At 66.4% G+C, this 26,422-nt stretch carries 21 protein-coding genes and 1 riboswitch; of the genes, 14 read left to right on the top strand and 7 right to left on the bottom strand.

Annotation, left to right across the window (positions count from 1 at the left end; translation table 11 throughout):
- Nucleotides 1-1,256, top strand: a 1,256-nt coding sequence (locus HMPREF9710_RS02780) for a tetratricopeptide repeat protein (RefSeq protein ID WP_005663702.1), incomplete at its 5' end; no start/stop codon positions are given.
- A gap of 63 nt (nt 1,257-1,319) precedes the next feature.
- On the opposite strand, the gene dapF is transcribed toward HMPREF9710_RS02780, so the two are convergent.
- The 3 genes from dapF to HMPREF9710_RS02765 are packed head-to-tail and all read right to left on the bottom strand — an operon-like array spanning nt 1,320 to nt 3,916.
- Nucleotides 1,320-2,180 (bottom strand): diaminopimelate epimerase, encoded by an 861-nt coding sequence (gene dapF, locus HMPREF9710_RS02775; RefSeq protein ID WP_005663700.1) that lies wholly within the window; start codon nt 2,178-2,180, stop codon nt 1,320-1,322.
- 3 nt (nt 2,181-2,183) lie between these two features.
- On the bottom strand, nt 2,184-3,047 hold the full coding sequence (locus tag HMPREF9710_RS02770) for an LpxL/LpxP family acyltransferase (protein ID WP_005663698.1): 864 nt from the start codon (nt 3,045-3,047) through the stop codon (nt 2,184-2,186).
- On the bottom strand, nt 3,044-3,916 hold the full coding sequence (locus tag HMPREF9710_RS02765; protein ID WP_267871911.1) for a lysophospholipid acyltransferase family protein: 873 nt from the start codon (nt 3,914-3,916) through the stop codon (nt 3,044-3,046). The genes HMPREF9710_RS02770 and HMPREF9710_RS02765 overlap by 4 nt, the downstream gene beginning before the upstream one ends.
- Before the next feature lie 176 nt (nt 3,917-4,092).
- Here HMPREF9710_RS02765 and metK point away from each other — a divergent pair, with 176 nt between their 5' ends.
- From metK to metF, 4 genes are all read left to right on the top strand, one after another.
- Nucleotides 4,093-5,259, top strand: coding sequence for a methionine adenosyltransferase (gene metK / locus HMPREF9710_RS02760; protein WP_005663694.1), 1,167 nt, complete (start codon nt 4,093-4,095; stop codon nt 5,257-5,259).
- A 101-nt stretch (nt 5,260-5,360) separates the two neighbouring features.
- A riboswitch (S-adenosyl-L-homocysteine riboswitch) is annotated at nt 5,361-5,435 on the top strand.
- 29 nt (nt 5,436-5,464) lie between these two features.
- The gene (gene ahcY / locus HMPREF9710_RS02755) at nt 5,465-6,877 is read left to right on the top strand and encodes an adenosylhomocysteinase (RefSeq protein ID WP_005663692.1); all 1,413 of its coding nucleotides are present in this window, start codon (nt 5,465-5,467) and stop codon (nt 6,875-6,877) included.
- A 114-nt stretch (nt 6,878-6,991) separates the two neighbouring features.
- On the top strand, nt 6,992-7,348 hold the full coding sequence (locus HMPREF9710_RS02750; protein ID WP_005663690.1) for a phage holin family protein: 357 nt from the start codon (nt 6,992-6,994) through the stop codon (nt 7,346-7,348).
- A complete protein-coding gene (gene metF / locus HMPREF9710_RS02745) occupies nt 7,335-8,165 on the top strand; it encodes a methylenetetrahydrofolate reductase [NAD(P)H] (RefSeq protein ID WP_005663688.1) in 831 nt (276 codons plus the stop codon). The genes HMPREF9710_RS02750 and metF overlap by 14 nt, the downstream gene beginning before the upstream one ends.
- An 86-nt stretch (nt 8,166-8,251) precedes the next feature.
- Here the strand turns inward: metF and HMPREF9710_RS02740 are convergent, their stop codons facing one another.
- Nucleotides 8,252-8,881, bottom strand: a complete 630-nt coding sequence (locus HMPREF9710_RS02740) for a 5-formyltetrahydrofolate cyclo-ligase (protein ID WP_005663686.1) — start codon at nt 8,879-8,881, stop codon at nt 8,252-8,254.
- Between the two features lie 113 nt (nt 8,882-8,994).
- Here HMPREF9710_RS02740 and HMPREF9710_RS02735 point away from each other — a divergent pair, with 113 nt between their 5' ends.
- From HMPREF9710_RS02735 to HMPREF9710_RS02710, 6 genes are all read left to right on the top strand, one after another.
- Nucleotides 8,995-10,980: a lytic transglycosylase domain-containing protein gene (locus HMPREF9710_RS02735; protein WP_005663683.1), complete on the top strand. Its 1,986-nt coding sequence runs from the start codon at nt 8,995-8,997 to the stop codon at nt 10,978-10,980.
- Between the two features lie 16 nt (nt 10,981-10,996).
- Nucleotides 10,997-11,965: a complex I NDUFA9 subunit family protein gene (locus HMPREF9710_RS02730; protein WP_005663681.1), complete on the top strand. Its 969-nt coding sequence runs from the start codon at nt 10,997-10,999 to the stop codon at nt 11,963-11,965.
- Nucleotides 11,966-11,982: 17 nt separating this feature from the next.
- On the top strand, nt 11,983-12,702 hold the full coding sequence (locus HMPREF9710_RS02725) for a glutathione S-transferase family protein (protein WP_005663679.1): 720 nt from the start codon (nt 11,983-11,985) through the stop codon (nt 12,700-12,702).
- A gap of 2 nt (nt 12,703-12,704) precedes the next feature.
- Nucleotides 12,705-13,808, top strand: coding sequence for a multifunctional CCA addition/repair protein (locus HMPREF9710_RS02720; protein WP_040775517.1), 1,104 nt, complete (start codon nt 12,705-12,707; stop codon nt 13,806-13,808).
- 161 nt (nt 13,809-13,969) lie between these two features.
- Complete coding sequence (locus HMPREF9710_RS02715; RefSeq protein ID WP_229409711.1) at nt 13,970-15,526, top strand: diguanylate cyclase; 1,557 nt, start codon at nt 13,970-13,972, stop codon at nt 15,524-15,526.
- A gap of 33 nt (nt 15,527-15,559) precedes the next feature.
- Nucleotides 15,560-16,210: a GNAT family N-acetyltransferase gene (locus tag HMPREF9710_RS02710; protein ID WP_005663675.1), complete on the top strand. Its 651-nt coding sequence runs from the start codon at nt 15,560-15,562 to the stop codon at nt 16,208-16,210.
- Between the two features lies 1 nt (nt 16,211).
- Here the strand turns inward: HMPREF9710_RS02710 and HMPREF9710_RS02705 are convergent, their stop codons facing one another.
- On the bottom strand, nt 16,212-16,721 hold the full coding sequence (locus tag HMPREF9710_RS02705; RefSeq protein WP_005663673.1) for an Lrp/AsnC family transcriptional regulator: 510 nt from the start codon (nt 16,719-16,721) through the stop codon (nt 16,212-16,214).
- Between the two features lie 171 nt (nt 16,722-16,892).
- Between HMPREF9710_RS02705 and HMPREF9710_RS02700 the strand changes: the two genes are divergently transcribed.
- The 3 genes from HMPREF9710_RS02700 to HMPREF9710_RS02690 all read left to right on the top strand — a co-directional run bounded on the left by HMPREF9710_RS02700 (nt 16,893) and on the right by HMPREF9710_RS02690 (nt 24,129).
- Complete coding sequence (locus HMPREF9710_RS02700) at nt 16,893-20,492, top strand: indolepyruvate ferredoxin oxidoreductase family protein (protein WP_005663671.1); 3,600 nt, start codon at nt 16,893-16,895, stop codon at nt 20,490-20,492.
- A 132-nt stretch (nt 20,493-20,624) separates the two neighbouring features.
- The gene (locus HMPREF9710_RS02695) at nt 20,625-22,238 is read left to right on the top strand and encodes a S41 family peptidase (protein ID WP_005663669.1); all 1,614 of its coding nucleotides are present in this window, start codon (nt 20,625-20,627) and stop codon (nt 22,236-22,238) included.
- A gap of 130 nt (nt 22,239-22,368) precedes the next feature.
- Nucleotides 22,369-24,129 (top strand): M14 family metallopeptidase, encoded by a 1,761-nt coding sequence (locus tag HMPREF9710_RS02690; protein WP_005663667.1) that lies wholly within the window; start codon nt 22,369-22,371, stop codon nt 24,127-24,129.
- A 5-nt stretch (nt 24,130-24,134) separates the two neighbouring features.
- On the opposite strand, the gene HMPREF9710_RS02685 is transcribed toward HMPREF9710_RS02690, so the two are convergent.
- Nucleotides 24,135-24,626 (bottom strand): hypothetical protein, encoded by a 492-nt coding sequence (locus HMPREF9710_RS02685; protein ID WP_005663665.1) that lies wholly within the window; start codon nt 24,624-24,626, stop codon nt 24,135-24,137.
- A gap of 64 nt (nt 24,627-24,690) precedes the next feature.
- Nucleotides 24,691-25,482, bottom strand: a complete 792-nt coding sequence (locus HMPREF9710_RS26895) for a S8 family serine peptidase (protein WP_229409768.1) — start codon at nt 25,480-25,482, stop codon at nt 24,691-24,693.
- Between the last annotated feature and the right edge of the window lie 940 nt (nt 25,483-26,422).

Raw genomic sequence — 26,422 nt, 5'->3', positions numbered from 1 at the left:
CCGCCGGGCGTCCGCCGGCGCGCCCGCCGGTGTCCCAGTCCGGCCAGGAACGGTCGCCGCGTCCGCCAGGCGCCGGCGCGGCGCAGTACGCCGCGCTCGACGAGGCATGGACGGCGCGCCGCTGGGACGACTACCTCGAGCGCGCACTGCCGCAGGCGCGCGCGCTGGTCAGCGAGCGCGGCGAACAAGGAGAAATGCGTCGTTTCGCCCCCGACGAGATCACCCTGCTGTCGCGCTGCGCGCGCCTGCTCGACCCGGCCCTCGATGGCGTCAGCGGCCTGCAGGCGCTGGACGCCGGCGCGGCGGCGGCGCGCTGCCAACCGGGCGAACCGGCCGTGTTCTGGGAGCTGGCCGCGGCCGAGCATGACGCCCATGCACAGCTGGCGCTGGGCCTGCGCTGCGCGCGCATGCGGGTCGATGGCAGGCGTTGCAGCAATGGCCAGGTCGCGGATGTGCATGTCGCCAACGCGCACGTCGCCAACGCGCACGTCGCGAACGCGCATGTCGCCAACGCGCATGTCGCGAACGCGCATGTCGCCAACTTCAAGAAAGCGATCCGGTGGCTGAACCTGGCCGGAGAACAGGGCCTGGCCGAGGCCTGGTATGCGCTGTCGCGCATCTATATCAAGCCCGAGTTTTCGCAGCGTAACGTGGCCGATGCCCAGCGCTACCTGCAGCGGGCCGCCGAGATGGGGTATCGCGACGCCCAGCTCGAATGCGGCCACAATGCCTGGCGCGCGCGCCGCGAGAACGAGAACAACGACGTGCGCGCCGTGTACTGGCTGCAGAAGGCGGCGGCCCAGGGCTCGCACGAAGCCGTCGAGCTGCTGCGCAAGATCGCGCCGCGCGCCACGGCCGCGCCGTACACCGAAACCGGGCGGCTGCTGGCCAGCCACACCGACGCGCTGGCGGCGCATCCCTTGCTGGCCGCGCGCATCGAGCTGGCGGCGCTGTTCGGCCTGTCGCGCGCCGAAGCGCTGCTGCTGGACGTGGGGGCCGCCGACCAGGGCCATTGCCTCGTCATCGACATCCGCGCCAGTTACGGGCGCAGCAAGCGGCGACTGGTGATGGTGGAATCGGCGCAGGAACGCGAGGCGCTGGATCGCATCGTGCGCCTGTTCGAGCAGGTCGACTGCGGTCCGGCTGGGCCGGAAGGAAATTATCGGCAGCGCCTGTACCGGCTGCGCACCCTGCTCAATGTGGCGATCCCCGGCAACGACGCCGACGGCGGCGCCGACATCGAGCTGGCGGCCTGAAAACAGACAGGACTGCAAATGGAAAGGGCGCCACCGGCGCCCTGGAACGTGGTGACGGCGGCGTCAGATTTCGACTTCGCCCTCGAACACCGACACCGCCGGTCCGCTCAGGTAGACCGGCTGGCCCGCTCCCGCCCAGGCGATGCTGAGCTCGCCGCCGCGGGCGGACACGCGCACCGGCGAATCGAGCAGGCCGCGCCGGATGCCGGCGACCACCGCCGCGCAGGCGCCGGTGCCGCAGGCCAGCGTCTCGCCGGCCCCGCGTTCATGCACGCGCAGCCGAATATGATGGCGGTCGACCACCTGCATATAGCCGGCGTTGACGCGTTTCGGAAAGCGCTCATGGTGTTCGATCAGCGGGCCGGTCTGCTCCACCAGCGCCGTGTCGACGTTGTGCACCACCTGCACCGCATGCGGATTGCCCATCGAGACCACCGAGATCTGCGTGGCCTCGCCGCCGACCGGCAACGGCCACAGCGTGTCCTCGCCTTCGGGCTTGCCGTCCAGGCCGGCGCTGTCGAACGGCACCTCGGCCGGATCGAGGCGCGGAGCGCCCATGTCCACCGTCACGTTGCCGTCGTCTTCCAGGCGCGGATTGATGACGCCCGACATGGTCTGCACGCGGATGCTGCGTTCCTGCGTCAGGCCTTTCTCGACCACGAAACGCACGAAGGCGCGCGAACCGTTGCCGCACTGCTCGACTTCGCTGCCGTCGTTGTTGAAGATGCGATAGCGGAAGACCACGCCGGCGTCGACCGGGCGCTCGACGACCAGGATCTGGTCGGCGCCGATGCCGAAGCGGCGGTCGGCCAGGCGCTGCCACCCGTCGGCGCTCATGCCGTCGACGTCGATCTCCTGGTTGATGGCGTCGATCACGACAAAGTCGTTGCCCGCGCCGTGCATCTTGGTGAATTTCAGTTTCATAAATTAATCATACAGCGAAGGTTCACCCGGCGGACGGGTCTTGAAGCGCTTGTGGGTCCAGAAATACTGCTCCGGCGCCTCGCGCACGCGCTCTTCGATGAAGGCGTTCATGCGGCGGGTCGCTTCGACCATGTCGTCGCCCGGGTAGTTTTCCCATGCCGGGTAGAAGCGCACGCGCCAGCCCTGGTAGTTCGGCAGATAGGTCGCGATCACCGGGATCACCTTGGCGCCGGTGGTGGCGGCGATGCGCCCCAGCGCGGTCAGGGTCGCGGCCTGCACGCCGAAGAAGGGCACGAATTCGGCATCCTTTTCGCCGAAATCCATGTCCGGCAGCATGAAATAGGGCAGGCCGTCGCGCAGCGCGCGCAGGATCGGCTTGATGCCTTCCTTGCGCGTCACCAGGCGCACCGGACCGTAGCGTTCGCGGCCGTGGCGCAGCAGGCGGTCGAAGGCTTCGTTTTTTTGCGGCACGTACATGCTGCACACCGGGATCACGCGCGAGGCGACGCCGGCCACGTCCAGGCACACGAAGTGCGGGCACAGCAGGATCGTGGGGCCGGCTTCCATCTCGGCCTGCGGCACCGCCGGCTCGACCTGGATCAGGCTGCGCACGCGTTCCTCGGGCGCCCACCACAGGATCGAGCGCTCGACGATGCTGCGCGCATAGGCGCGAAAGTGCCGGTGCGCGATGCGGCGCCGTTCCCGCTCGTCCAGTTCGGGCATGGTCAGGCGCAGATTGGTCAGCGCGATGTGGCGGCGCCGGCCCATGATCATGAACATCAGGCTGCCGATCGATTCGCCGATGCGGCCGAGGATGGGCAACGGCAGGAAATGCAGCAGCCACAGGATTCCGAGCAACACCCTCATGCCGCGACCTCGCTTTCCGGACCGGCCACGCCTTCCGGCTGCTTGTAGCGGTTATAGCTCCAGAAATACTGACTCGGCGCACGCGCGATCAGCTGCTCCATGGCGCGGTTGATCGCCGCCGCCTGCTCGGCGGCGCTGCCGCTCAGGTCACCGTCGAACGGCACGAAGCGCACGATGTAACCGGCGCCGTGCGGGCGCCGCTCGGCGTACACCAGCAGGATGTCGGCCTTGCCCAGCTGGGCCAGCTTGGCCGGCAGGGTCATCGTATAGGCGTTGCGGCCGAAGAAAGGCGCCCACACGCCTTCGCCTTCCTGCGGCACCTGGTCGGGCAGCAAGCCGATGGGCTGGCCGCTCTTGAGGGTCTTGGCCAGGATGCGCACGCCGGACAGGTTGGCCGGCGCCAGGTGCAGGTTGTGGCGCGCGCGTGCGCCTTCGACCAGCGGCCGCAGCGCGTCCTTGCGCGGCGGACGATACATGACCGTCAACGCCGTCTTGAGCGCGATCTGCTGCGCCGTCATTTCGAAGCAACCCAGGTGTGGCGTCAGGAACACAATGCCGCGGCCGGCGTCGAGTTTTTCCTGGACCAGTTCCCAGTTTTCCACCGTGGCATGCCTGGCAACCCGTTCCGGTTTGGCGCACCATACGAAGGCGAGCTCGATCGCGGCCTTGCCGGCCTCGGACACGGCCTGTTTCCAGTGCGCGTCATAGCCGGCCTGGGCCAGGTTGGCGCGCAGGCGGCGCTTGTACGACGGCGACAGCCAATAGACCAGCCAGCCCAGCGCGGCGCCCAAGGCGTGCAGGACTGGCAACGGGAAAATAGATAAGATACGGAAAATGACTACTAACATGTCGATTGATGGGTGTCGGATCGCGTTGCGTTTGCGCGTGCGTTTCCACACCAAAATTCCAAGGAAGCGTAAAATACCACTTTATGCTGGATCCGCCGAGTTAACAGACAACTTGCGAAGCGGAATATAAATGTCGCTAAAGCGTCGCAGGCAACAGTTTGCTGCGGCAATTCATGTGAACAGTAACTGGAGCCTACATGTCGAACGACTACCTCTTCACTTCCGAATCCGTCTCCGAAGGCCACCCGGACAAGGTCGCTGACCAGATTTCCGACGCCATCCTCGACGCCATCCTCGAGCAAGACCCGACCGCGCGCGTCGCCGCCGAAACCCTGTGCAACACCGGCCTGGTGGTGCTGGCCGGCGAGATCACCACGCACGCCAACGTCGACTACATCCAGGTGGCGCGCAACACCATCAAGCGCATCGGCTACGACAATACCGATTTCGGCATCGATTACAAGGGCTGCGCCGTCATGGTCTGCTACGACAAGCAGTCGCCCGACATCGCGCAAGGCGTGGACGAAGGCGCCGGCATCGACCTCGACCAGGGCGCGGGCGACCAGGGCCTGATGTTCGGCTATGCCTGCGACGAAACGCCAGAGCTGATGCCGGCCGCCATCTATTATTCGCACCGCCTGGTCGAGCGCCAGTCGCAGCTGCGCAAGGATGGCCGCCTGCCATGGCTGCGTCCGGACGCAAAATCGCAGGTCACCCTGCGCTACGTCGACGGCCGTCCGGTCGCGGTCGACACCGTCGTGCTGTCGACCCAGCACCACCCCGACGTCACCCATTCGCAGATCGAAGAAGCCGTCATCGAAGAGATCATCAAGCCGACCCTGCCGCGCGAGTGGCTGGATAAAACCCGCTTCCTGGTCAACCCGACCGGCCGCTTCGTCATCGGCGGTCCGCAGGGCGATTGCGGCCTGACCGGCCGCAAGATCATCGTCGACACCTACGGCGGCGCAGCCCCGCACGGCGGCGGTGCGTTCTCCGGCAAGGATCCGTCGAAGGTCGACCGTTCGGCCGCCTACGCCGCGCGCTACGTCGCCAAGAACATCGTCGCCGCCGGCCTGGCGCGCCAGTGCCAGGTGCAGGTCAGCTACGCGATCGGCGTGGCGCGTCCGATCAACATCACCGTGTACACCGAAGGCACCGGCGTGATCTCCGACGAGAAAATCGCGGCCCTGGTCAACGAGCACTTCGACCTGCGTCCAAAAGGCATCGTCCAGATGCTCGACCTGCTGCGCCCGATCTATTGCAAGACCGCGGCCTACGGCCACTTCGGTCGCGAAGAGCCGGAATTCAGCTGGGAACGCACCGACAAGGCGGCCGAACTGCGCGCCGCTGCCGGCCTGGCATAAGCGTCAACGACCGTGGGGGCGGCGGCATGGCCGCCGACCCCACGCGCCATCCCGCGATCCAACAAGCATTCCCCCCGCCATCCAGGCGTGCTAAACTACCCCGTTCCGAGGAGCGTTGCGACAGAGAGGTCCCTCTCTGCCAGGCTCGGATATCCAAGCAACTGCGCTCACGTTACTTTTTTCTAAACATTGAAAGGAGGGCGTGATGAGCGCCGTACTCAAAGACTCCCAAGACTACATCGTCGCCGACATCTCCCTGGCTTCCTGGGGCGAGAAGGAAATCCGCATCGCCGAAACCGAGATGCCGGGCCTGATGGCGATCCGCGAAGAATACGCCGCGACGCAGCCGCTGAAGGGCGCGCGCATCGCCGGTTCGCTGCACATGACCATCCAGACCGCGGTCTTGATCCGCACCCTGGAAGCCCTGGGCGCCACCGTGCGCTGGGCATCGTGCAATATCTACTCGACGCAAGACCACGCCGCCGCGGCCATCGCCTCGGTCGGCACCCCGGTGTTCGCCATCAAGGGCGAGACCCTGGACGAGTACTGGGAATACACCCACCGCATCTTCGAATGGCCAGGCGACAACCACGCCAACATGATCCTGGACGACGGCGGCGACGCGACCCTGCTGCTGCACCTGGGCGTGCGCGCCGAGAAAGACATCTCGGTGCTGGACAAGCCGGGTTCGGAAGAAGAAATCTGCCTGTTCAACGCGATCAAGGGCCGCCTGGCGCGCGATCCGTCGTGGTACTCGAAGCGCCTGCCTGAAATCAAAGGCGTGACCGAAGAAACCACCACCGGCGTGCACCGCCTGTACCAGATGCATCAAGAGGGCAAGCTGGCCTTCCCGGCGATCAACGTCAACGATTCCGTCACCAAGTCGAAGTTCGACAACCTGTACGGCTGCCGCGAATCGCTGGTCGACGGTATCAAGCGCGCCACCGACGTGATGGTCGCGGGCAAGATCGCCGTCATCGCCGGCTACGGCGACGTGGGTAAAGGTTCGGCCCAAGCCATGCGCGCGCTGTCGGCGCAGGTGTGGGTCACCGAGATCGATCCGATCTGCGCACTGCAGGCGGCGATGGAAGGCTACCGCGTCGTGACCATGGACTACGCCGCCGAACACGGCGACATCTTCGTCACCTGCACCGGCAACTATCACGTCATCACCGAGCAGCACATGCTCAAGATGAAGGACCAGGCGATCGTCTGCAATATCGGTCACTTCGACAACGAAATCGAAGTCGCCGCGCTCAAGAAGTACCAGTGGGACAACATCAAGCCGCAAGTCGACCACGTCATCTTCCCTGATGGCAAGCGCATCATCCTGCTGGCCGAAGGCCGCCTGGTGAACCTGGGTTGCGGCACCGGCCACCCGTCGTACGTGATGAGCTCGTCGTTCGCGAACCAGACCATCGCCCAGATCGAGCTGTTCATGAACACCGCGCAGTATCCGGTGGGCGTGTACACGCTGCCGAAGAAGCTGGACGAGAAAGTGGCGCGCCTGCAGCTCAAGAAGCTCAACGCCCAGCTGACCACGCTGACCGAAGAGCAGGCGAACTACATCTCGGTGAGCCAGGAAGGCCCGTACAAGCCGGAACACTACCGTTATTGATCGGTAGCGGCTTGTAGTCATGTGAAACGTCCTTCGGGACGTTTCGCTTATCTAAACACCGTGCGCCGTACCTTTTTTGCGTGCGGCGTACGCGTACCACGAAAGTCTGTACCGATGCGCTTGCTGGTTACCTGGCTGATCAATGCCGCGGCCCTGATGGCCCTGCCTTACCTGATGCACTCCGTCGAAGTTTCCAGCATCGGCACCGCCCTGATCGCGGCGCTGGTGCTCGGACTGGTCAATACCCTGATCCGTCCGGTGCTGGTGCTCCTGACCCTGCCGGTCACCCTGGTCTCGATGGGCCTGTTTATCCTGGTCATCAATGCCTTGCTGTTCTGGCTGGTGTCGAATGTGGTCGGTGGATTCGAGGTGGCGGGTTTCTGGTCGGCCTTCCTGGCAGCCATCCTGTACAGCATCATTTCGTGGGCGCTCTCTACCTTGCTTCTTTCCGACAAAGATGGAAACTCCTGATTTCAGTATCGAGTTCTTCCCGCCCAAGACGCCGGAAGGCGCGGAGAAACTGCGCATCGCGCGCGAAAAGCTGGCCGACCTCAATCCGAAGTATTTTTCGGTGACCTTCGGCGCCGGCGGCAGCACCCAGCAGGGCACGCTGGCGACAGTGCGCGAGATCCAGGCCGCCGGCCACGAGGCCGCGCCCCACCTGTCCTGCATCGGCGCCACGCGCGAATCGATCCGCGACGTCCTCAAGCAATACCAGGACAGCGGCATCCGTCGCGTCGTGGCCCTGCGCGGCGACCTGCCGAGCGGCTATGGCGGCGCGGGCGAGCTGCGCTATGCCAGCGAGCTGGTGGAATTCATCCGCCAGGAAACCGGCGACTGGTTCCACATCGAGGTCGCGGCCTATCCCGAGATGCACCCGCAGGCGCGTTCGCCGCAGGACGACCTGCAGGCGTTCGCACGCAAGGTGCAGGCCGGGGCGAATGCCGCCATCACCCAGTATTTCTACAATGCCGATGCGTACTTCCAGTTCGTCGACAATGTGCGCAAGCTGGGCGTCGATGTGCCGGTCGTGGCCGGCATCATGCCGATCACGAACTATATGCAGCTGATGCGTTTCTCGGATATGTGCGGCGCCGAGATTCCACGCTGGGTGCGCCTCAAGCTGGCCAGCTTCGGCGACGACAGCGCCTCGATCAAGGCCTTCGGGCTGGACGTCGTGACGGGGCTGTGCGAACGCCTGCTGGCGGGCGGCGCGCCGGGGCTGCATTTCTACAGCATGAACCAGGCGGCGCCGACGACGGCGATCTGGCAGCGGTTGCGGGCTTGATCCGCGGCTGTTCAGCAGCCGGTTGAACGCGTCGGCAGCATAGCTGCCAACCCTACGTAGGGTTGGCGGCTTTGCCGCCGACGCGTTCAAATCACGTTTACATCATCGTGACGTTCGGTAATCACGCTATCCAACGGCACGTCGTGCGCGTCGCCATCGAAGGCCACCAACTGGCACGCATACGCGATCCCCACCGTCGCCGGCCTCGGCTCGGGCGCCAGCGTCCGGTCATAGAACCCGCCCCCATACCCCACCCGATACCCTGAAGCATTGAAGCCCAGGCAGGGCACCAGCAAAGCCGGTGGCCGTTCGACCATCCGCAGCTCGGCCGGCACCGCCACGCCCAGCCGGTCCGTCACCGTCGGCTCACCAGGCAGCCACTCGGCGAATCCCAAGGGCGCATCGCGTTCGACCACCACCGGCAATGCCAGCCGTACGCCTGCTTGAGCCAATTCCGCGTAGGCTGGACGCAAGTCCGGTTCGCCGGCCAGCGGCCAGTACACGCCCAGCGTTTGGTGGGAATGCGCGCGGCACCAGGCAATCACCCGCGCGCCGATGCGGTCGTCCCAGGCGTGTCTGGTGGCCGGATCGATCGCGCGCCGCAGCGCCTTGAGCGTGTTGCGCAACAGCGCCTTGTCCTGTTGCTGGGCAAGTTTGCTCGCTGCCGTGTCTGGTGGAGGCGCGGAGGCGCGTGGTATTCTTTGATCGCCGGTCATGGTTTCAATGCAGCGTAATGTGAGAGTTGTGGATGTTTCAATCGAAATTGTCAGCCGGCTTGTGGCCGGCCGCTATTGCCCTTGTTCTGTCCTGCGCACTGCCTGCAGGTGTGATGGCCCAGGAAGACCCCGATGCACCCGCGCCCGACGTGGCGCTGCCGTCCATCCCGGCCGGTGCGCCGTCCGTTCCCGGCGCCGGTACGGTGGGCGTGCCCGCCGCCGGGCCGGCGCTGGTGGCCGACAGCCGCGCCGATGACGACAATTTCTTGCTGCTGCGCGAAGCGGCGCGCCAGAACGACGGCGCGCGCGTCAATGCGATCGCCTCGCGCCTGCCGTCGAATTACTCGCTGGCATCCTACGTCGACTATTATCGTCTGAAACCGCGCCTGCGCGATGCCATCCAGGATGAGGTGCTGCAGGTGCTGCGCCGCCACGAGGGCACGGCGGTGGCCGAGCAGCTGCGCGCCGAATGGCTGATCGAGCTGGGCAAGCGGCGCGAATGGAATACCTTCGAGCGCGAAGCCGGCGCGCTGGCCGGGACCGGCAGCCTGCAGATCCGCTGCTACGCCTTGCTGGCGCGCGCCGAACGCGGCGAGCGGGTGGCCGACGAAGCGCGCGCCTTGTTGAAGACGCCGGCCGGCTATGGCGACGCCTGCAGCGGCCTGATCGCGCAACTGGCCGGCAACGGCCAGTTCACCCAGGCCGACCTGCTGTGGCAGCTGCGCATTGCCGGCCTGGACAATACTACCGGGCCCGCGCGCCGCGTCGCCGTGCTGCTGGGCCTGCCCGAAACGCGCGCCGCCCAGGCGGTCGACCTGCCCGCGGTGGCGCTGGCGCGCGGCGTCGGCAAGACCCGCGCCGAGCGTGAGCTCTACCTGGTGGCGGTCGGCCGCATGGCGCGCACCACGCTCAAGATCGCCGTCGCGAGCCTGGAAAAGAACGGGCCGCAACTCTCCAGCGAAGAGCGCGCCATCGGCTGGGCCAGCGTGGCGCTGGCGGCCTCGATCGCGCTGGCGCCCGAGGCGCACGGCTACTGGGACCGCGCCAAGGGCGCCACGCTCACCGAATTCCAGATGCAGTGGAAGACGCGCATGGCGCTGCGCCGCGGCGACTGGAAACAAGTGCGCGCCACCATCGAGGCGATGCCGCCGAACCTGCGCGCCGAGTCGACCTGGATCTACTGGCTGGGCCGCGCCCTGCAGGCCGAAGGCCGCACGCAAGAGGCGCGCGCGTTGTGGCAGGGCATCGCCGCCCAGACCACCTTCTATACCCAGCTGGCGCATGAAGAGCTGGGCAACCAGATCGTCGCGCCGCCACCGGTGGCGCCGATCACGGCGCCGGAACTGTCGCAGGCGACCAATAATGCGAGCCTGCAGCGGGCGCTGAAATTTTACCGTTTGAGCCTGCGCGCGGAAGGCAACCGTGAATGGAACTGGGGCTTGCGCGGGCTGTCTGAACGTCAGCTGCTGGCCGCCGCCGAGCTGGCGCGCCGCAACGAGCACCTCGACCGCATGGTCGAGACCTCGCTGCGCACACGCACCGAGCTGAGCTACGACCAGCGCTTCCCGGCGCCCCATCTCGAGGTCCTCAAGCCCACCGCCCAGGGCCTGAGCCTCGATAAAGCCTGGGTGTATGGCCTCATCCGGCAAGAGTCGCGCTTCATCCGCGACGCCCGTTCCGGCGTCGGCGCCTCGGGCCTGATGCAGGTGATGCCCGCCACCGGCAAGTGGGTGGCGGCCAAGATTGGCCTGGATAACTTCGTGCACACCATGCTCAACGACCTGCATACGAATATCACGCTCGGCGCCAACTACATGAATATGGTGCTCGAGAACTTCGAAGGCTCGCAGGTGCTGGCCACGGCGGCCTACAACGCCGGCCCGGGCCGTTCCCGCACCTGGCGCGGCCGGCTCGACGCGCCGATGGAAGGCGCGATCTTCGTCGAGACCATCCCTTTCACCGAGACGCGCGGCTATGTGCGCAACGTCATGGCCAATGCCACCAACTATGCCTCGATCTTCGAGGGCAAGCCGCAATCGCTGAAGGCGCGCCTGGGCACGATCAGCCCGCGCCCTGGCAGCGCTTCGGTCCTGGACTGAGCCGGGGAGGACGAGCGTGAGCGTGCGGCCACCGAACGTGGTGCTGATCGGCGGCACCGGCTTCATCGGCCAGCACCTGGCCGCGCGGCTGTCCGACGACGGCGTGGGCGTGCTGGTGCCCGTACGCCACTACGAAAGCGCGAAGCAATTGACCATGCTGCCGGGCGTCGACGTCGAGGTGGCCAATATCCACGACGACGCCGTGTTGCGCAAGCTGCTGGCCGGGCGCGACGCCGTGATCAACCTGGTCGGCGTGCTGCATGGCGGCCACGGCCGGCCCTATGGCGAGGGTTTCCGCCACCTGCACGTGGAGCTGCCGCGCCGCATCGCCGCCGCCTGCGCCGACGTGGGCGTGCCGCGCTACCTGCACATGAGCGCGCTCGGCGCCAGCGCTTCCAGCTCCTCGATGTATGGCCGCTCCAAGTCCGACGGCGAACTGGCCGCGCGCAGCCAGCCGACGGTCGCGGCCACCGTGTTCCGTCCCTCGGTGGTGTTCGGTCCCGGCGACCACTTCCTGACCATGTTCGCGCGCCTGCAGCGCCACCTGCCGCTGGTGCCGCTGGCGGCCAGCTGCGCGCGCTTCCAGCCGGTCTACGTGGGCGACGTCGCCGCCGCCTTTTCGATCGCCCTGGCCCGGCCCGACCTGCGCGACGCCACGATCGAGCTGGGCGGCCCGGCCGTGTATACCCTGGGCCAGCTGGTGCGGCTGGCGGGCCGCTTCGCCGGCCGCGAGCGCCCGGTGCTGGGCTTGCCCGACTGGGCGGCGCGCCTGCAGGCGCGCCTGTTCGAGCTGTTGCCGGGGGATCCCCTGGTCAGCCGCGACAACCTCGATTCGATGCTGGTCGACAATGTCGTGGCCGCCGACACCCATGCCTTGACAGCCGAGTCGCTCGGGATCAAGCTCACGGCGATCGAGTCGGCCGCGCCGCACTACCTCAACCGGCACGACCGCCTCGACGCCTATCGCACCCATGCCGGGCGCTGAAAAATAAACGACAAACCATGCAGACCATCGAACGCGACCCCATCCTTGCCCGCACGCTCGACGCAACCCGACACCCCGGTTTAACCCTCATCATCGGCAACAAGAACCTGTCCTCGTGGTCGATGCGGCCCTGGGTCGCGGCGGTCGCCTTCGGCATTCCATTCACCGAAGTGAAAGTCTTGCTCGACCAGCCCGACACCGCCAACGAGATCGCGCGCTACTCGCACGCGGGACGGGTGCCGGTCTTGATGTCGGGCGACATGACGGTCTGGGACAGCCTGGCGATCGTCGAGTACCTGGCCGAGCAGTTCCCCGATAAACATCTGTGGCCGCAAGACGTGGCCGCGCGCGCGCTGGCGCGCTCGATCGTGGCCGAGATGCACTCCGGCTTCGGCGAGCTGCGTAACAGCATGCCGATGAACATCCAGGCGCGCCTGCCGGGCCGCGGACGCACGCCCGGCGCCCAGGCCGACATCGGCCGCATCTGCGAGATCTGGGAAGACTGCCTGTCGCGCTTCGGCCACCACCAGTACCTGTTCGGCGAGTTCTCGATCGCCGACGCCTTCTATGCGCCGGTGGTGTGCCGCTTCAAGACCTATGGCGTGGCGCTGGCCCCGGCATTGCAGGCCTATTGCGACCGCGTGCTGGCCCACCCGGCGGTGGCGCGCTGGGTGAATGAAGCCATGGCCGAGACCGATCCGACCCCGCTGCACGACGCCGATCTGCCGGGCGAATGACGATGCGCAGTTATATCGTCGGCGGCGCCGTGCGCGACGCCCTGCTGGGCCTGCCCGTGAAGGACCATGACCACGTGGTGGTCGGCGCCACTCCCGAGCAGATGATCAAGGCCGGTTTTCGCGCCGTCGGCAAGGATTTCCCGGTCTTCCTGCATCCGCAAACGCAAGAGGAATACGCGCTGGCGCGCACCGAGCGCAAGACCGCGCCCGGTTACCACGGCTTCGTGTTCCACGCCGCGCCCGACGTCACCCTGGAGCAGGACCTCGTGCGGCGCGACCTGACCATCAACGCCATGGCGCAGGCCGAGGACGGCAGCATCGTCGACCCGCACAACGGCCGGCAAGACCTGCAGGCGCGCCTGTTCCGCCACGTGTCCGATGCCTTCGCCGAAGACCCGGTGCGGATCCTGCGCATCGCCCGCTTCGCCGCGCGCCTGCCCGACTTCACGGTGGCGGACAGCACCAACGCCCTGATGCGCCGCATGGTCGACGAGGGCGAGGTCGACGCCCTGGTGCCCGAGCGCGTCTGGCAGGAGCTGGCGCGCGGCCTGATGGAGCGCCAGCCGTCGCGCATGCTCGAGGTGCTGCGCGACTGCGGCGCGCTGCCGCGCATCCTGCCCGAACTGGACGCGCTGTGGAACGAGCCGGCGCTGCGCACGATCGACCGCGCCGCCACACTCGGCCACCCGCTGGAAGTGCGCTTCGCGGTGCTGATGCGCACTCTGGCGGCCGTCGAGCCGATCCAGGCCGTGTGCAAGCGCCTCAAGGTGCCCAACGAGTGCCGCGACCTGGCCGTGATGACGGCGCGCGAGCAGGACGAGGTCGGCCGGGCGCTGGCGCTGCCCGCCGAAGCCATCGTCACGCTGTTCGAACGCTGCGACGCCTTCCGTAAGCCGGAGCGCTTCGCCCAGATGCTGCTGGCGGCCGGTTGCGGGGAAGGCGAGCGGCCCCAGGGACCGCACCTGGCGCGCGCGCTGGACGCGGCGCGCGCCGTCAACGCCGGCGAGGTCGCGGCCCGCCACGCCGAGCGCAAGACGGAGATTCCGGGGGCCGTGCATGCTGCGCGCGTCGAAGCCGTCCGGCAAGTGTTGCATCAAGACAACTAATTCACCTGTATTGACAGGGTTTGGTTACATGTAGTTACACGGTTCGTGCGGTGCGGCCAAACGTTTTGCTATCCTTCAGTAACTGTAAATTGTTGCGTTGGAGAAAAACGATGTTCACCTTGCTGGCACGGCGTGTTGCAAGTTGGTGCCGGCGCCGTCGTGTGCTTCTGGCAAGCCTGGCGGTCATCTTCATGAGCGCGGTGCTGGTGTTTCTCTATGTCCGCACCGAGACGGTGGACCCGGAAATCCGCAACAGTGTCATGCTGAACCTGCGCGAGCTCGAAAAGCTCGACGCCGAATGGGATGCCAACATCCTGCGCGCGCATACGGGACGCGCCGCCACGCCGCTCGACCTCGCTTCGCAACTGCCGCGCATGCACGACCTGATGGCGCGCCTGGGCGACACCCTGCCGCTCACCGGCGATAGCGACGCCCAGTCCGCCTACGCCGAGTTGCAGGAGGCGCTGCAGGGCAAGGAGCAGCTGGTTGCCCAGTTCGCCAAGCACAATCCGCCGCTGCGCGCGGCGCTGCTGCACATGCCGCCGGCCGTGGCCGACCTCAAGACCGAGATTTCGGGCATCGAAGGCGCGCTGGCGCCGGGCCGCATCGTGGTGCGGCTCGACACCACCCTGAACGCGCTGCTGACCGAGACCCTGCGTTACAACATCGCGCCGAGCCCGGCGCTGGCGGCGCGCATCGACGAAATCCTGGGCGACGTGGCGGCCCAGCAGATCGCGTTCTCGCCGGCCGTGAACGACAAGATGGATGCCGTGATCGCCAGCTGCCGCGTGATCCTGGAAAAGCGTCCGCTGGAAAACCTGCTCGAGGCGCAGATCGCCGCCGCCGGCAGCGCCGCCGCGCTCGACCGCCTGGAGCGCGAGTTCGACCGTTCCTTCGACGCCGTGCTGCTGGAGCGCCAGCGCTTTCGCGGCTACCTGTTCGCCTACAGCGCCGTGCTGATGGTGCTGCTGGTGTACGCCGGCGCGCGGCTGCGCCGCAGCTACCGCATCATCGGCGTGGTCAACCGCCGCCTGCAGTCGGCCAACGAGACGCTGGAACAGCGCGTGGCCGAGCGCACCGCCGAGCTCGAAGCGCAGTCGCGCCAGCTCGAGCGCCTGGCCCAGCATGACAGCCTGACCGGCCTGATCAACTATCGCCAGCTGACCCGCCTGCTGGAGCGGGCGCTGGCGCGCGCCGACCGCCGCGACAGCGTGGTGGTGCTGATGTTCATCGACCTGGACGGTTTCAAGGCGGTCAACGATACCTGGGGCCATGCCGCCGGCGACCTGGTGCTGCAGATGGTCGCGCGCCGGGTGCAGGCCAAGCTGCGCGCCGAGGACGCGCTGGCGCGCCTGGGCGGCGACGAATTCGTGATCCTGCTCGAAGACGTGGCCTCCGAGGCCGGCGCGCTGCGCGTGGCGCGCCTGGCCCTGGCCGAAATCGAATCGATCACCGAGGCCGATGGCCACGCGGTGACGATCTCGGCCAGCATCGGCATCGCCAGCGCGCGCGGCCAGGCGGGCGCCGCGCGTGGGCAGGAAGCGCTGCTGGCGGACGCCGACAAGGCCATGTACGCGGCCAAGCAGGCCGGGAAGGGGCGGTTCGTGGTCAGTCCGCAATCGCAATGGCTGGGCCTGGACCATCCTGCGGGACTGGCGCTGGAAGGCGCCGCGCGCGACAATACCGATCGCGCCGCCAATGCCGACCCGATCGGCTAGAATCCGAATGTTGCAGTACGTGAAGGTATCGAGATGCTGGACAATCCCTTACGCCGCTGGATCCAGGGCCTGAGAGGCAAGAAGGGCCAGCCGCCGGTGCTGGTCAAGGAACTGGGCGAACGCGACCGTCGTCGCGTACTGCGCCATCTGCTGGCGCTGGACAGCAATGACCGCCTGCTGCGCTTCGGCAGCATGATCCCGGACGAACAGATCACGGCCTACGTCGACAAGATCGATTTCTCGCGCGACATCGTGTTCGGCGTGGTCAACAACGTATTCCAGCTGGTCGGGATGGGTCATCTTGCCTTCGCCTCGGCCGACGGGCGCAAGTCGACGACCAAGCAGCAGGTGGCCGAGTTCGGCGTCTCGGTGTCGAAGTCGGCGCGCGGCCAGGGCGTGGGCACGCGCCTGTTCCAGCGCGCGGCGATCCACTGCCGCAACTCCGACGTCGACACCCTGTATATGCAATGCCTGACCTCGAACCAGACCATGATGCACATCGCCAAAAAGGCCGGCATGCGCATCAAGCGCGAGTACGGCGAGGCCGACGCCCACCTCGAACTGCCGCCGCCCAGCCCGGGCAGCGTGATGGCCGAGGCGCTGGAAGAGCAGTTCGCGGCGATCGATTACACGGTCAAGGCCAATGCCCGCGCGGCGGTGAAATTTTTTACACCGAAAAAATAGCTCACACCAACGGCATCGCCGTCGTTTCCTTGATGCGCTGCAGCGCAAAGCTCGACTTCACGTCCAGCACCGCCGGATGCTTGAGCAGGGTGCCCATCATGAAGCGCGAGAAGTGGTCCATGTCTTCGACGTGCACGCGCAGCAGGAAATCCATGTCGCCGGTCATCGCATAGCAGGCCACGACCTCGGGCCAGGTGCCCACTGACACCGCGAAATCGTTGCGCGGCGACGTCGCCGGCAAGCCCGGCTGGCGGGTGGCGCTCGCCACCTCGCTGTGCTTTTCCAGCCGCACATTCACATACGCCAATAGCCCAAGGCTGATCTTGTCCGGGTCGAGCAGCGCCACGTACTGGCGGATGACACCTGCTTCTTCCAGGCGTTTGATGCGGCGCAGGCAGGGCGAGGGCGACAAGTTTACCCTTTCGGCCACGTCCTGGTTCGACAGCCGGCCATCGCTTTGCAAGATTTCCAGAATCTTGCGGTCTGTTTTATCCAGCTCAATCTTTGACATACCCACCCCATTGCAGACTTTTGTATGGCAATTTTATTGCGCAATTCAAGAAGACGGGGGAATTGTTTGGAATTTAATGCTTGGGGGGCAGGACTATACTGGCTCACATACGGTCAGCGAGATGCAGGAAATGCGCCGCGACGTATCCGCCATGAGAATCTTGGAGACACCATGAACGCACCCACGGACCGCGCCCACCTGGCGCCGCCGGAGTCATCCCCGCCCGCGCCTTCGCAGCCCGGTCAGCCCGCCCAACCGCAACAGGACATCACGCTCGACGACAAATGGACGCTCGAGCGCGGCCGCGCCTTCATGACCGGCACCCAGGCCCTGATCCGCCTGCCGATGCTGCAGCGCGAGCGCGACCTGAAGGCCGGCCTGAACACCGCCGGCTACATCACCGGCTACCGCGGCTCGCCGGTCACCGCCGTCGACCAGACCGCCATGAAGGCGAAGAAACACCTCGACGCCCACCACGTCAAGTTCCACCCGGGCATGAACGAAGACCTGGCGGCGACCGCCGTCTGGGGCACCCAGCAGACCAACCTGTACAAGGACGCGAAGTACGACGGCGTGTTCGCCATGTGGTACGGCAAGGGCCCGGGCGTCGACCGCTGCGGCGACGTGTTCAAGCACGGCAACAACGCCGGCTCCGCGAAGCATGGCGGCGTGCTGGTGCTGGCCGGCGACGACCATGCCGCGAAATCCTCGTCCACCGCGCACCAGTCCGACCACATCCTGACCCACTGCGGCATCCCGGTGCTGTACCCGTCCTCGGTCCAGGAATACCTCGACTTCGGCCTGCACGCCTGGGCCATGAGCCGCTACACCGGCCTGTGGGTGTCGATGAAGTGCGTGACCGACATCATCGAATCGGGCGCCGTGGTCGACCTCGACCCGGACCGCGTGCAGATCGTCACGCCGACCGACTTCCAGCTGCCGCCCGATGGCCTGAACATCCGCTGGCCGGACGCCGTGCTGGACCAGGAAGTGCGGATGAGCAACCACAAATGGTATGCCGCGCTGGCGTATGCGCGCGCCAATAAACTCAACCGCATCATCTGGGACAGCCCGCGGCCGAAGATCGGCATCATCACCGCCGGCAAGAGCTATCTGGACACGCGCCAGGCGCTGGCCGACCTCGGCATCGACGAGCAGGCCGCGCGCGACATCGGCCTGCGCCTGTATAAAGTCGGCATGACCTGGCCGCTCGAGGCCGAAGGCGTGCACGAGTTCGCGCGCGGCCTCGACGAGATCCTGGTGGTCGAAGAAAAGCGCCAGGTGATGGAATACGCGCTCAAGGAAGAGTTGTACAACCTGCCGGACGGCGAGCGTCCGCGCGTGGTCGGCAAGTTCGACGATACCGGCGAATGGAGCAACAAGAACCGCATGGGCCACGGCGACTGGCTGCTGCCGGCGACCTATGAGCTCAATCCGGCCCAGATCGCGCGCGCCATCGCCTCGCGCATCTCGCACTACTGCGCCGGCCACCCGGTCGCCGAGCGGGTCAAGGAACGCATCGCCTTCCTGGAAGCGAAGGAACTGGTGCTCAAGAACATTCCGGCGAAACCGAATCCGCAGACCGACCGTATTCCGTACTTCTGCTCGGGCTGCCCGCATAACAGCTCGACCAAGGTGCCGGAAGGCTCGCGCGCCATGGCCGGCATCGGATGCCACTATATGGTGTTGTGGATGGACCGCGAAACGTCGACCTTCACGCACATGGGCGCGGAAGGCACGACCTGGATCGGCCAGGCCCCGTTCACCGACGAGAAGCACGTGTTCGTGAACCTGGGCGACGGCACCTACTTCCACTCGGGCATCCTGGCGATCCGCGCCGCGGTGGCGGCCAAGGTCAACATCACCTATAAGATCCTGTACAACGACGCGGTCGCGATGACCGGCGGCCAGAACGTCGACGGCCCGCTCGACCCGGGCATGATCAGCCGCCAGATCGCGGCCGAGGGCGTCAAGCCGATCATCGTCGTCACCGACGAACCCGATAAATACCCGAGCGACTATGCCTGGGCGCCGGGCACCACGGTGCGCCACCGCTCCGAGCTGATGGACGTGCAGCGCGAGCTGCGCGAAATGCCGGGCGTGTCGGCCGTGATCTACGACCAGACCTGCGCGTCCGAGAAGCGCCGCCGGAGGAAAAAGGGCGAGTTCCCCGACCCGGCCAAGCGCGTCGTGATCAACGAAGCCGTGTGCGAAGGCTGCGGCGACTGCTCGGTGCAGTCGAACTGCCTGTCGGTCGAGCCGCTGGAAACCGAACTGGGCCGCAAGCGCCAGATCAACCAGTCCTCGTGCAACAAGGACTTTTCTTGCGTGTCGGGCTTTTGCCCGAGCTTCGTCACCGTCGAAGGCGGCGGGCTCAAGAAGCCAAAGAAATCATCGAGCGCCGAGGCGGCGCCGCCAAGCTTGCCGCTGCCGGTCATTCCGTCGGTCGAGACGCCGTATGGCATCCTGGTGGCCGGCGTCGGCGGCACCGGCGTGGTGACCGTGGGCCAGATCCTGGCCGTGGCGGCCCACGTCGAAGGCAAGGGCGCCATCGTGCTCGACCAGAGCGGCCTGGCCCAGAAGGGCGGTCCGGTGATGTCGCACGTGCGCCTGGCCGAACGCCAGCTTGACCTGCACTCGACCCGCGTCGGCACCGGCAGCGCCGACCTGGTGATCGGCTGCGACCAGATCGTCACCGCCAGCCGCGACGCCCTGAGCCGCATGGGCGAGGGCCGCACCTGGGCCGCGGTCAACGCCAGCGGTGCGACCACCGCGGCCTTCGTCAAGAACCCGGACTGGCAATTCCCGGCCGAGGGTTCGCGCGGCGCCATCCAGCAAGCCTGCGGCAAGGACAACGTCGACTTCATCGACGCCGGCCAGATTGCCACCGCCCTGCTGGGCGACGCGATCGCCACCAATATGTTCATGCTCGGCTATGCCTTCCAGAAGGGCCATGTGCCGCTGCAGGAAAACTCGCTGCTCAAGGCGATCGAACTGAACGGCGTGTCGGTCGCCTTCAACAAGGCGGCCTTCAACTGGGGCCGCAGCGCCGCGCACGACCTGGCCGCCGTGAGCCGCGCCGCCTTGCCGTCGAAGGTGGTCGAGTTCAAGCGCATCCAGACCCTGGACGACATCGTCAGCCGCCGCATCGAGCTGCTGACCGCCTACCAGGACGCGGCCTATGCCGGCCAGTACAAGGCTTTTGTGGACCAGGTGCGCGCGCAGGAAGAAAGGCTCGGCAAGGGCACGCGCCTGACCGAAGCCGTGGCGCGCTACTACTACAAGCTGATGGCCTACAAGGACGAGTACGAGGTCGCGCGCCTGCACACCGACCCGGCCTTCCGCGAGAAGATCGGCGCCATGTTCGAAGGCGACACCAGGCTGAAGTTCCACCTGGCGCCGCCATTGATGGCCAGGCACGACAAGGAAGGCCGCGCCATCAAGCGCGAGTACGGCCCGTGGATGATGAGCGCCTTCGGCGTGCTGGCGAAGCTCAAGGGCTTGCGCGGCACCGCCTTCGACGTGTTCGGCTACACGGCCGAGCGCAGGATGGAGCGCGCCCTGGTCAAGCAATACCGCGAGACGGTGACGGCATTGCTGCCGAAGCTGACGGAGGACAAGCTGGCGCAAGCGGTGGCGATCGCCAGCATCCCGGAAGACATCCGCGGCTACGGTCACGTGAAGGAGCGTCACCTGAAGGCGGCCAGGGAGAAAGAGGCGGCGCTGGTGGCGGCGTTTCATGCGCCGGACGTGACGCCACGGGCGGCTTGATTGGCGGAGTGCGTGGACGGCCGAGCCGTCCACGCTGCCGATCTTTATTTACTTGATATTAGTCGTTGTCCGCTAGCCTCAATTGTGACAGTTGGTGGTATTCCGAGCGAATGGCGCGTCTATAATCGGCGCATGAGCACGCCATCTACCTTCCGCAAGACCTCTCCTCTGCGTCTGATTCCCAGCGCGCTCGCCGCGCTGCTCGTCCTCGCCGGGTGCGGCGGTGGCGGCGGTTCGCCGAGTGTCGGCGCGCCTGGGCCGGTGGCGCAACAGCCTGCGCCGGCGCCCACGCCGGTCCCGACACCCCCGGTCGCCACCCAGCCGTCGCCGGAAGACCTGAACCCGAACCTGCTGGGCGACGCCTACGGCAGCTACTGGAACAAGTGCGCCGTCCCGCGCACAGGACTGGATGCGAGCGGCAAATCCTATCCCGACGTGCAGGGCACCCTGCTCGACGAACTGAAATTCCTGCGCGCCTGGGCCAACCAGTACTACCTCTGGTACGACGAGATCCCGAACACCTACAAGATGGCCGACTTCACGAGCGCGCTCGACTATTTCGCGGTGCTCAAGACGCCGGCATTGACCGCAAGCGGCAAGCCGAAGGACCGTTATCACTTCACCTATCCGACCGCCGAGTGGGAGGCGATGCAGACCCAGGGCATCGACCTGGGCTATGGCATCACCTGGAGCCGCAACGCCGATGGCCTGGCGCCGCGCACCTGGCTGATCACGGCGGTCGAGCCGGGTTCGCCCGCAGCCGCGGCCGGCCTGCTGCGCGGCGACATGCTGCTCAAGGTCGATGGCGTCGACTTCGTCAATGCCGACGATGAAGCCTCGGTCGACCGGATCAATGCCGGGCTGTTCCCGGCGTCCGCCGGGACCACCCACCGCTTCACCCTGCAGCGCGCCGGTGTGGCCTATGAGGCGACGCTGGCCGGGGCCGAGGTCGTGCTGGCGCCGGTGAAGAACGTCAAGGTGATCGAGACCGCCAGCGGCAAGGTCGGCTACCTGACCTTCGACAGCTTCAACGCCGTGTCCGAGAAACAGCTGTACGATGCCTTCGTCACCTTCCAGCAGGCCGGCGTCAACGACCTGGTGCTCGACGTGCGCTACAACGGCGGCGGCCTGCTGTACGTCGCCAGCCAGCTGGCCTATATGATCGCCGGCCCCGCGTCGACGAGCGGCAAGGTGTTCGAGCAATCCCGCTACAACGACAAGACGCCGGCCTACCAGCCGATCATGTTCCGCTCGACCGCCTGGGGCTTCTCCTCGAGCAACCCGCTACGCACCGGCACGCCGCTGCCCACCCTGGGCCTGAAACGGGTGACCGTGCTCAGCACCCCGGGCACCTGCTCGGCCAGCGAATCGGTGATCAACGGCCTGCGCGGCGCCGACATCGAAGTGATCCAGATCGGCGGCACCACCTGCGGCAAGCCCTACGGCTTCACGCCGGTGCCGAACTGTGGCACGACCTATTTCTCGATCGAGTTCCAGGGCGTGAACCACAAGGGCTTCGGCGACTTCACCGACGGCTTTACGCCGACCTGCCAGGCGAGCGACGACCTGTCGCGGCCGGTGGGAGACCAGAACGAAGGCTTGCTGGCCACGGCCCTGGCTTACCGCGCGAATGGCGCTTGTCCTGTCTCGACCACGGCCAGGGCGCGCGTCGTGCCGATGCGGATCGTGCGGCCGGAGGTCAAGGAGATCTCGATCCACACCACGCCGGGCGCGCCACCGCGCTGAGCAAAAAGCCTGTATTGACGGGTGGGCGGCGCCGCATGCCGTCCGCCCGTCGTGTTTCCAGGGTTGAACTGTTGCGCTAAGAACACGTCTATAATCGTCGGCTTCCTTCTGTCCTTGCCGGAGCTTTTCGATGATCCGTTCTGCGTTACTGCTGGCCCTGTTATCGGCTATCCCTCTTTCCCACGCTGCACCCGACCTGACCACCGTATCCGAACGCTCGGGCTTCACCGCCACCGGCCGCTACGACGAGACGATCGCGCTGTGCTCAGCATTCCAGCAGGCGTATCCGAAGCAGGTGAGGTGCATCGATTTCGGCGTCACGCCGGAAGGCCGCCCGATGAAGGCGCTGGTGGTGAACGGCAAGGGCGTGTTCACCCCGCAGGCGGCGAAACAGCAGGGCCTGCCGGTGACCCTGATGCAGGGCGGCATCCACGCCGGCGAGATCGACGGCAAGGACGCCGGCTTCCTGGCGCTGCGCGAGCTGCTTGAAGGCCGCGCGGCCAAGGGCGCGCTCGACAAGCAGGTGTTCATCTTCGTCCCGGTATTCAATGTCGACGGCCACGAGCGCTTCGGCAAGTGGAACCGCCCGAACCAGCGCGGCCCGGTCGAGATGGGCTGGCGCACCACCGCCCAGAACTACAACCTGAACCGCGACTACCTGAAGGCCGACGCGCCCGAGATGCAGGCCATGCTGGCGCTGGTGAACGCCTGGGATCCACTGGTCTACGTCGACCTGCACGCGACCAACGGCGCCAAGTTCCAGCACGATATCTCGATCCAGGTCGAGCCGGTGTATTCGGGCGACCCGGAATTCCGCAAGGCCGGCCTGCTGCTCCGCACCAACGTGATCAAGGACATCGCCAGGGAAGGCTCGACGCCGCAGTCCTATTACATGTCCTTCGTGAAGCATGACGATCCGATGTCGGGCTTCATGGACGGCGTGTCCGATCCGCGCTTCTCGACCGGCTACTTCCAGCTGCGCAACCGCATGGCGATGCTGGTCGAAACCCACTCGTGGAAGGAATATCCGGTGCGCGTGCGCATCACCCGCAACACCGTGGTGTCGGTGCTCGACCAGGTGGCGCAGCACGGCAAGCAATGGCAGCAGGCCGCCTATGCGGCCGACGCGCGCGCCGCCAAGCTGGGCAACCAGCCGGTGGCGCTGTCGTACAAGGCTTCCGACAAGAAGGAGATGGTCGAGTTCAACGGCTACGCCTACACCCGCACGCCGTCGGAAGTCTCGGGCGCCCTGATGACACGCTACGACGAAACCAAGCCACAGGTATGGCGCGTGCCGCTGTGGCAGGACATCGTGGCCGACTTCCAGGTCACCGCGCCGCGCGCCGGTTACATCGTGCCCGCCGCCTACGCCGCGATCGTGGGCGAGAAGCTGCGCCAGCACGGCGTCGAGTTCCGCAAGCTGGACAAGACGAAGGAAGACCTCCAGCTCCAGTCCTTCCGCGCCGACAAGGCAACCTTGGCCGCGGCCTCGGTCGAAGGCCACCAGCGCCTGACGGTGGAAGGCAAGTGGAAGGCGGAAGCCCGCCCGGTCGCGGCAGGCTCGCTGTTCGTGCCGATCGCGCAGCCGAAGGCGCGCCTGGTGGTGGCGATGCTGGAGCCGCAGGCGCCGGATTCGCTGCTGGCCTGGGGCACGTTCAACACGGCCTTCGAGCGCAAGGAATACATGGAGGACTACGTGGCCGAGGAGGTCGCGCGCGAGCAGATGGCGGCCGACCCGGCCGTGGCCAAGGCCTTCCAGGAGCGCCTGGACAGCGATCCGGCCTTCGCCAAGAATCCGCAGGCGCGCCTGGAGTTCTTCGCCAAGCGCCATTCGTCGTATGACGAGCGCCTGAACCTGTATCCGGTGCTGCGCGCAAATAGCGCGCCCTGAACCCCTTATCGGCTGCCCTGGATGAAGTCGTCGAGACGGATGAACTTGACGTCGCGCTCGCCGGCATCGCAGGCCTTCGCCGGCGCGCGTGCCGCCGCGGGACTGGCTCCCGCAGCCGGTCCGAGCGGGATGACGGTCTGGACGAATTCCTTGGCCGCGGTCAGGGCTTCGGCGGAGGGCTCCGTGCCGAGGCTGATCTCGCTGATCGCCCCGCTGTCGCCATACTTGACGTGGAATTCCGTCTTGGCGAATTGGGCGGGGACGACCTTGGCGTAGTACAAGGCCCCGGTCGCCAGGGTGGCGCTGGTAACGAATTGCGCCGGCTCGCAGTTTCCGCCGTCGCTCGCCTTGTCATGCGTCCCTGTCTTGACATAGGTTTCGTGCGTCCTGAACGGAACGCCCGGCGCCTGCCTGTTGCCCGCATCGTAAATATGCAGCGAGCTGGCGCAGCCGCACAGGCTGGCTACCGCGCCCAGGGTCGTGACCAGCGTTTTCATGGTGGCGCCTCCGTACCGGTCCGGGGTTAATGTGTTTCCGCTCGGGTCGTGGATGCCCGGGCCGTTACGACGTTATTGCCAGCTGCACCGCTTTCAGCACGTTCAGGCGGCCATAGCCCATCTGGTCGTTGCGTCCATCGACATAGGACACCGAGCCGACCTTGTCGGCGCTCTGCGCGATGATGGCCGTCACCTGGGCGCCGGACAGCGTGGGGTTGGCGCTCAGCACCAGGGCGCAAGCCCCGGCGACCAGCGGCGTGGCGGACGAGGTGCCATTGAAGCCGGGATAGTAATCGCCGCCGGGGTTGTAGCCGGCCGGCCCGGTGATGTCGGTCGTATAGTTCTTGACCCCAGGGGCGGCGACCAGTACTTCAGGGCCGTAACTGGAGCCCCACCAGTTTTCTCCATCGTCGCTGGAGGGCGTCTTCGGTTCATCTTTCGGCGTGGATGCGGCCACGCAGATCACACCGGGGAGGTTGCTTGGAAAACCGACCGGTCCTGGCCTGTTGCCCGCCGCGACGACGACAACGCAGCCCTTGCCGCCGCGACCAAGCGTCAGTGCACGTCCAAAAGCGGCGATGACGGCGCTGGACGCGGATGTGTCGCTCCAGCTATTGCTCAGGACCGAGGCGCCGTTTTGCCAGCACCAGTCGACCGCCTCGGCGATCTGGCCGGGGCTGGTGGTCCAGACGCCGCGCGGCCGGTCGGAATAGGCGATCCGGACCGCCATGATCGAGCAGCCGCCACCGATCCCGCGGACGCCATCGGTGCTGCTGGGAACCGCCGCGGCAAGACCTGCGCACGCCGTCCCATGGCCGTCCCAGGATTGGGCTCCTGAAAATTGTCCTTGTCGCAGGCGTCGTAGCCGGCGATGACCGATTGGCGCAGGTCGAGATGCCGGGTATCGATGCCGTCGTCCAGCACGGCGATCTTGATTGCGAGATTTCCCTGAACCAGCTTCCAGGCCTGGTCGGCGGCGGTCAGCTGTATCGCGTATTGCCGCGCGGCGTAGGCGCGCTCGCTGCCCGGGCCGCCCTGGGCGGCAGCATCGGCCGAGACATCGTCAAGCGCGGGCTTGACCATCAGATTGACGAAGTCCGGCTCGATATACGCCAGGTCTTCGCTTGGCGCCAGTTGCTGGACCGTCGCCAGCGGATCGACATCGGGCGCCAGGGTAACCGTGTACTCGCCGAACCCGCGTGGCGCGATCGATTCATAGTTCACGTCCTTGAGCAAGCCGCTGACGGGGGTGGCCGGGTCTTTCATGCCCAGCAGGATCCGGTCTGTGGCCAGCACCCGGGTTTCGCCCAGCTTGAACACGGGCGTCGTTCGTGCAACGCCGGCAGGCCGGTTGCCGACCGCCGCGTTGACGGCATGGCTCACCGACATGGGCGCCGCGGACGGGGATTTCAGTAAGGTGAATTTTTCATTAGGGATTTCGATGCGTTCGGTAACGTCGGCCCCGACACTGCTGGAGAATGCCGCCCGCAGGCTATGCGGCGCCGGCTCCAGATAACGTACGCCAACCAGATCTGGATCTTCCGCCAAACGAACCGTCTGGCCATTGACCTTGTATTCATAATCCACGATATCCCTCCGTGACCAGTGATCTATCCACCATTCATGCGCCGTGCATGGATGTAGATCACCATGTCACGGTTTTTTGGTAAAACGGTCAACGAAAATCCAGGTGTTCAATAATCGAAATGCGGGCGTGTCGCGCAAATACGATGCCATGTCCTTGTTTTGGTGGCCTGAACGACTAACATCGCAACACCGGGGGCACGTAACATCGG

The sequence above is a fragment of the Massilia timonae CCUG 45783 genome, assembly GCF_000315425.1.
In the GTDB taxonomy this organism is placed as follows: Bacteria; Pseudomonadota; Gammaproteobacteria; order Burkholderiales; family Burkholderiaceae_D; genus Telluria; species Telluria timonae.
This window is presented reverse-complemented; position numbering and strand designations above follow the sequence as displayed.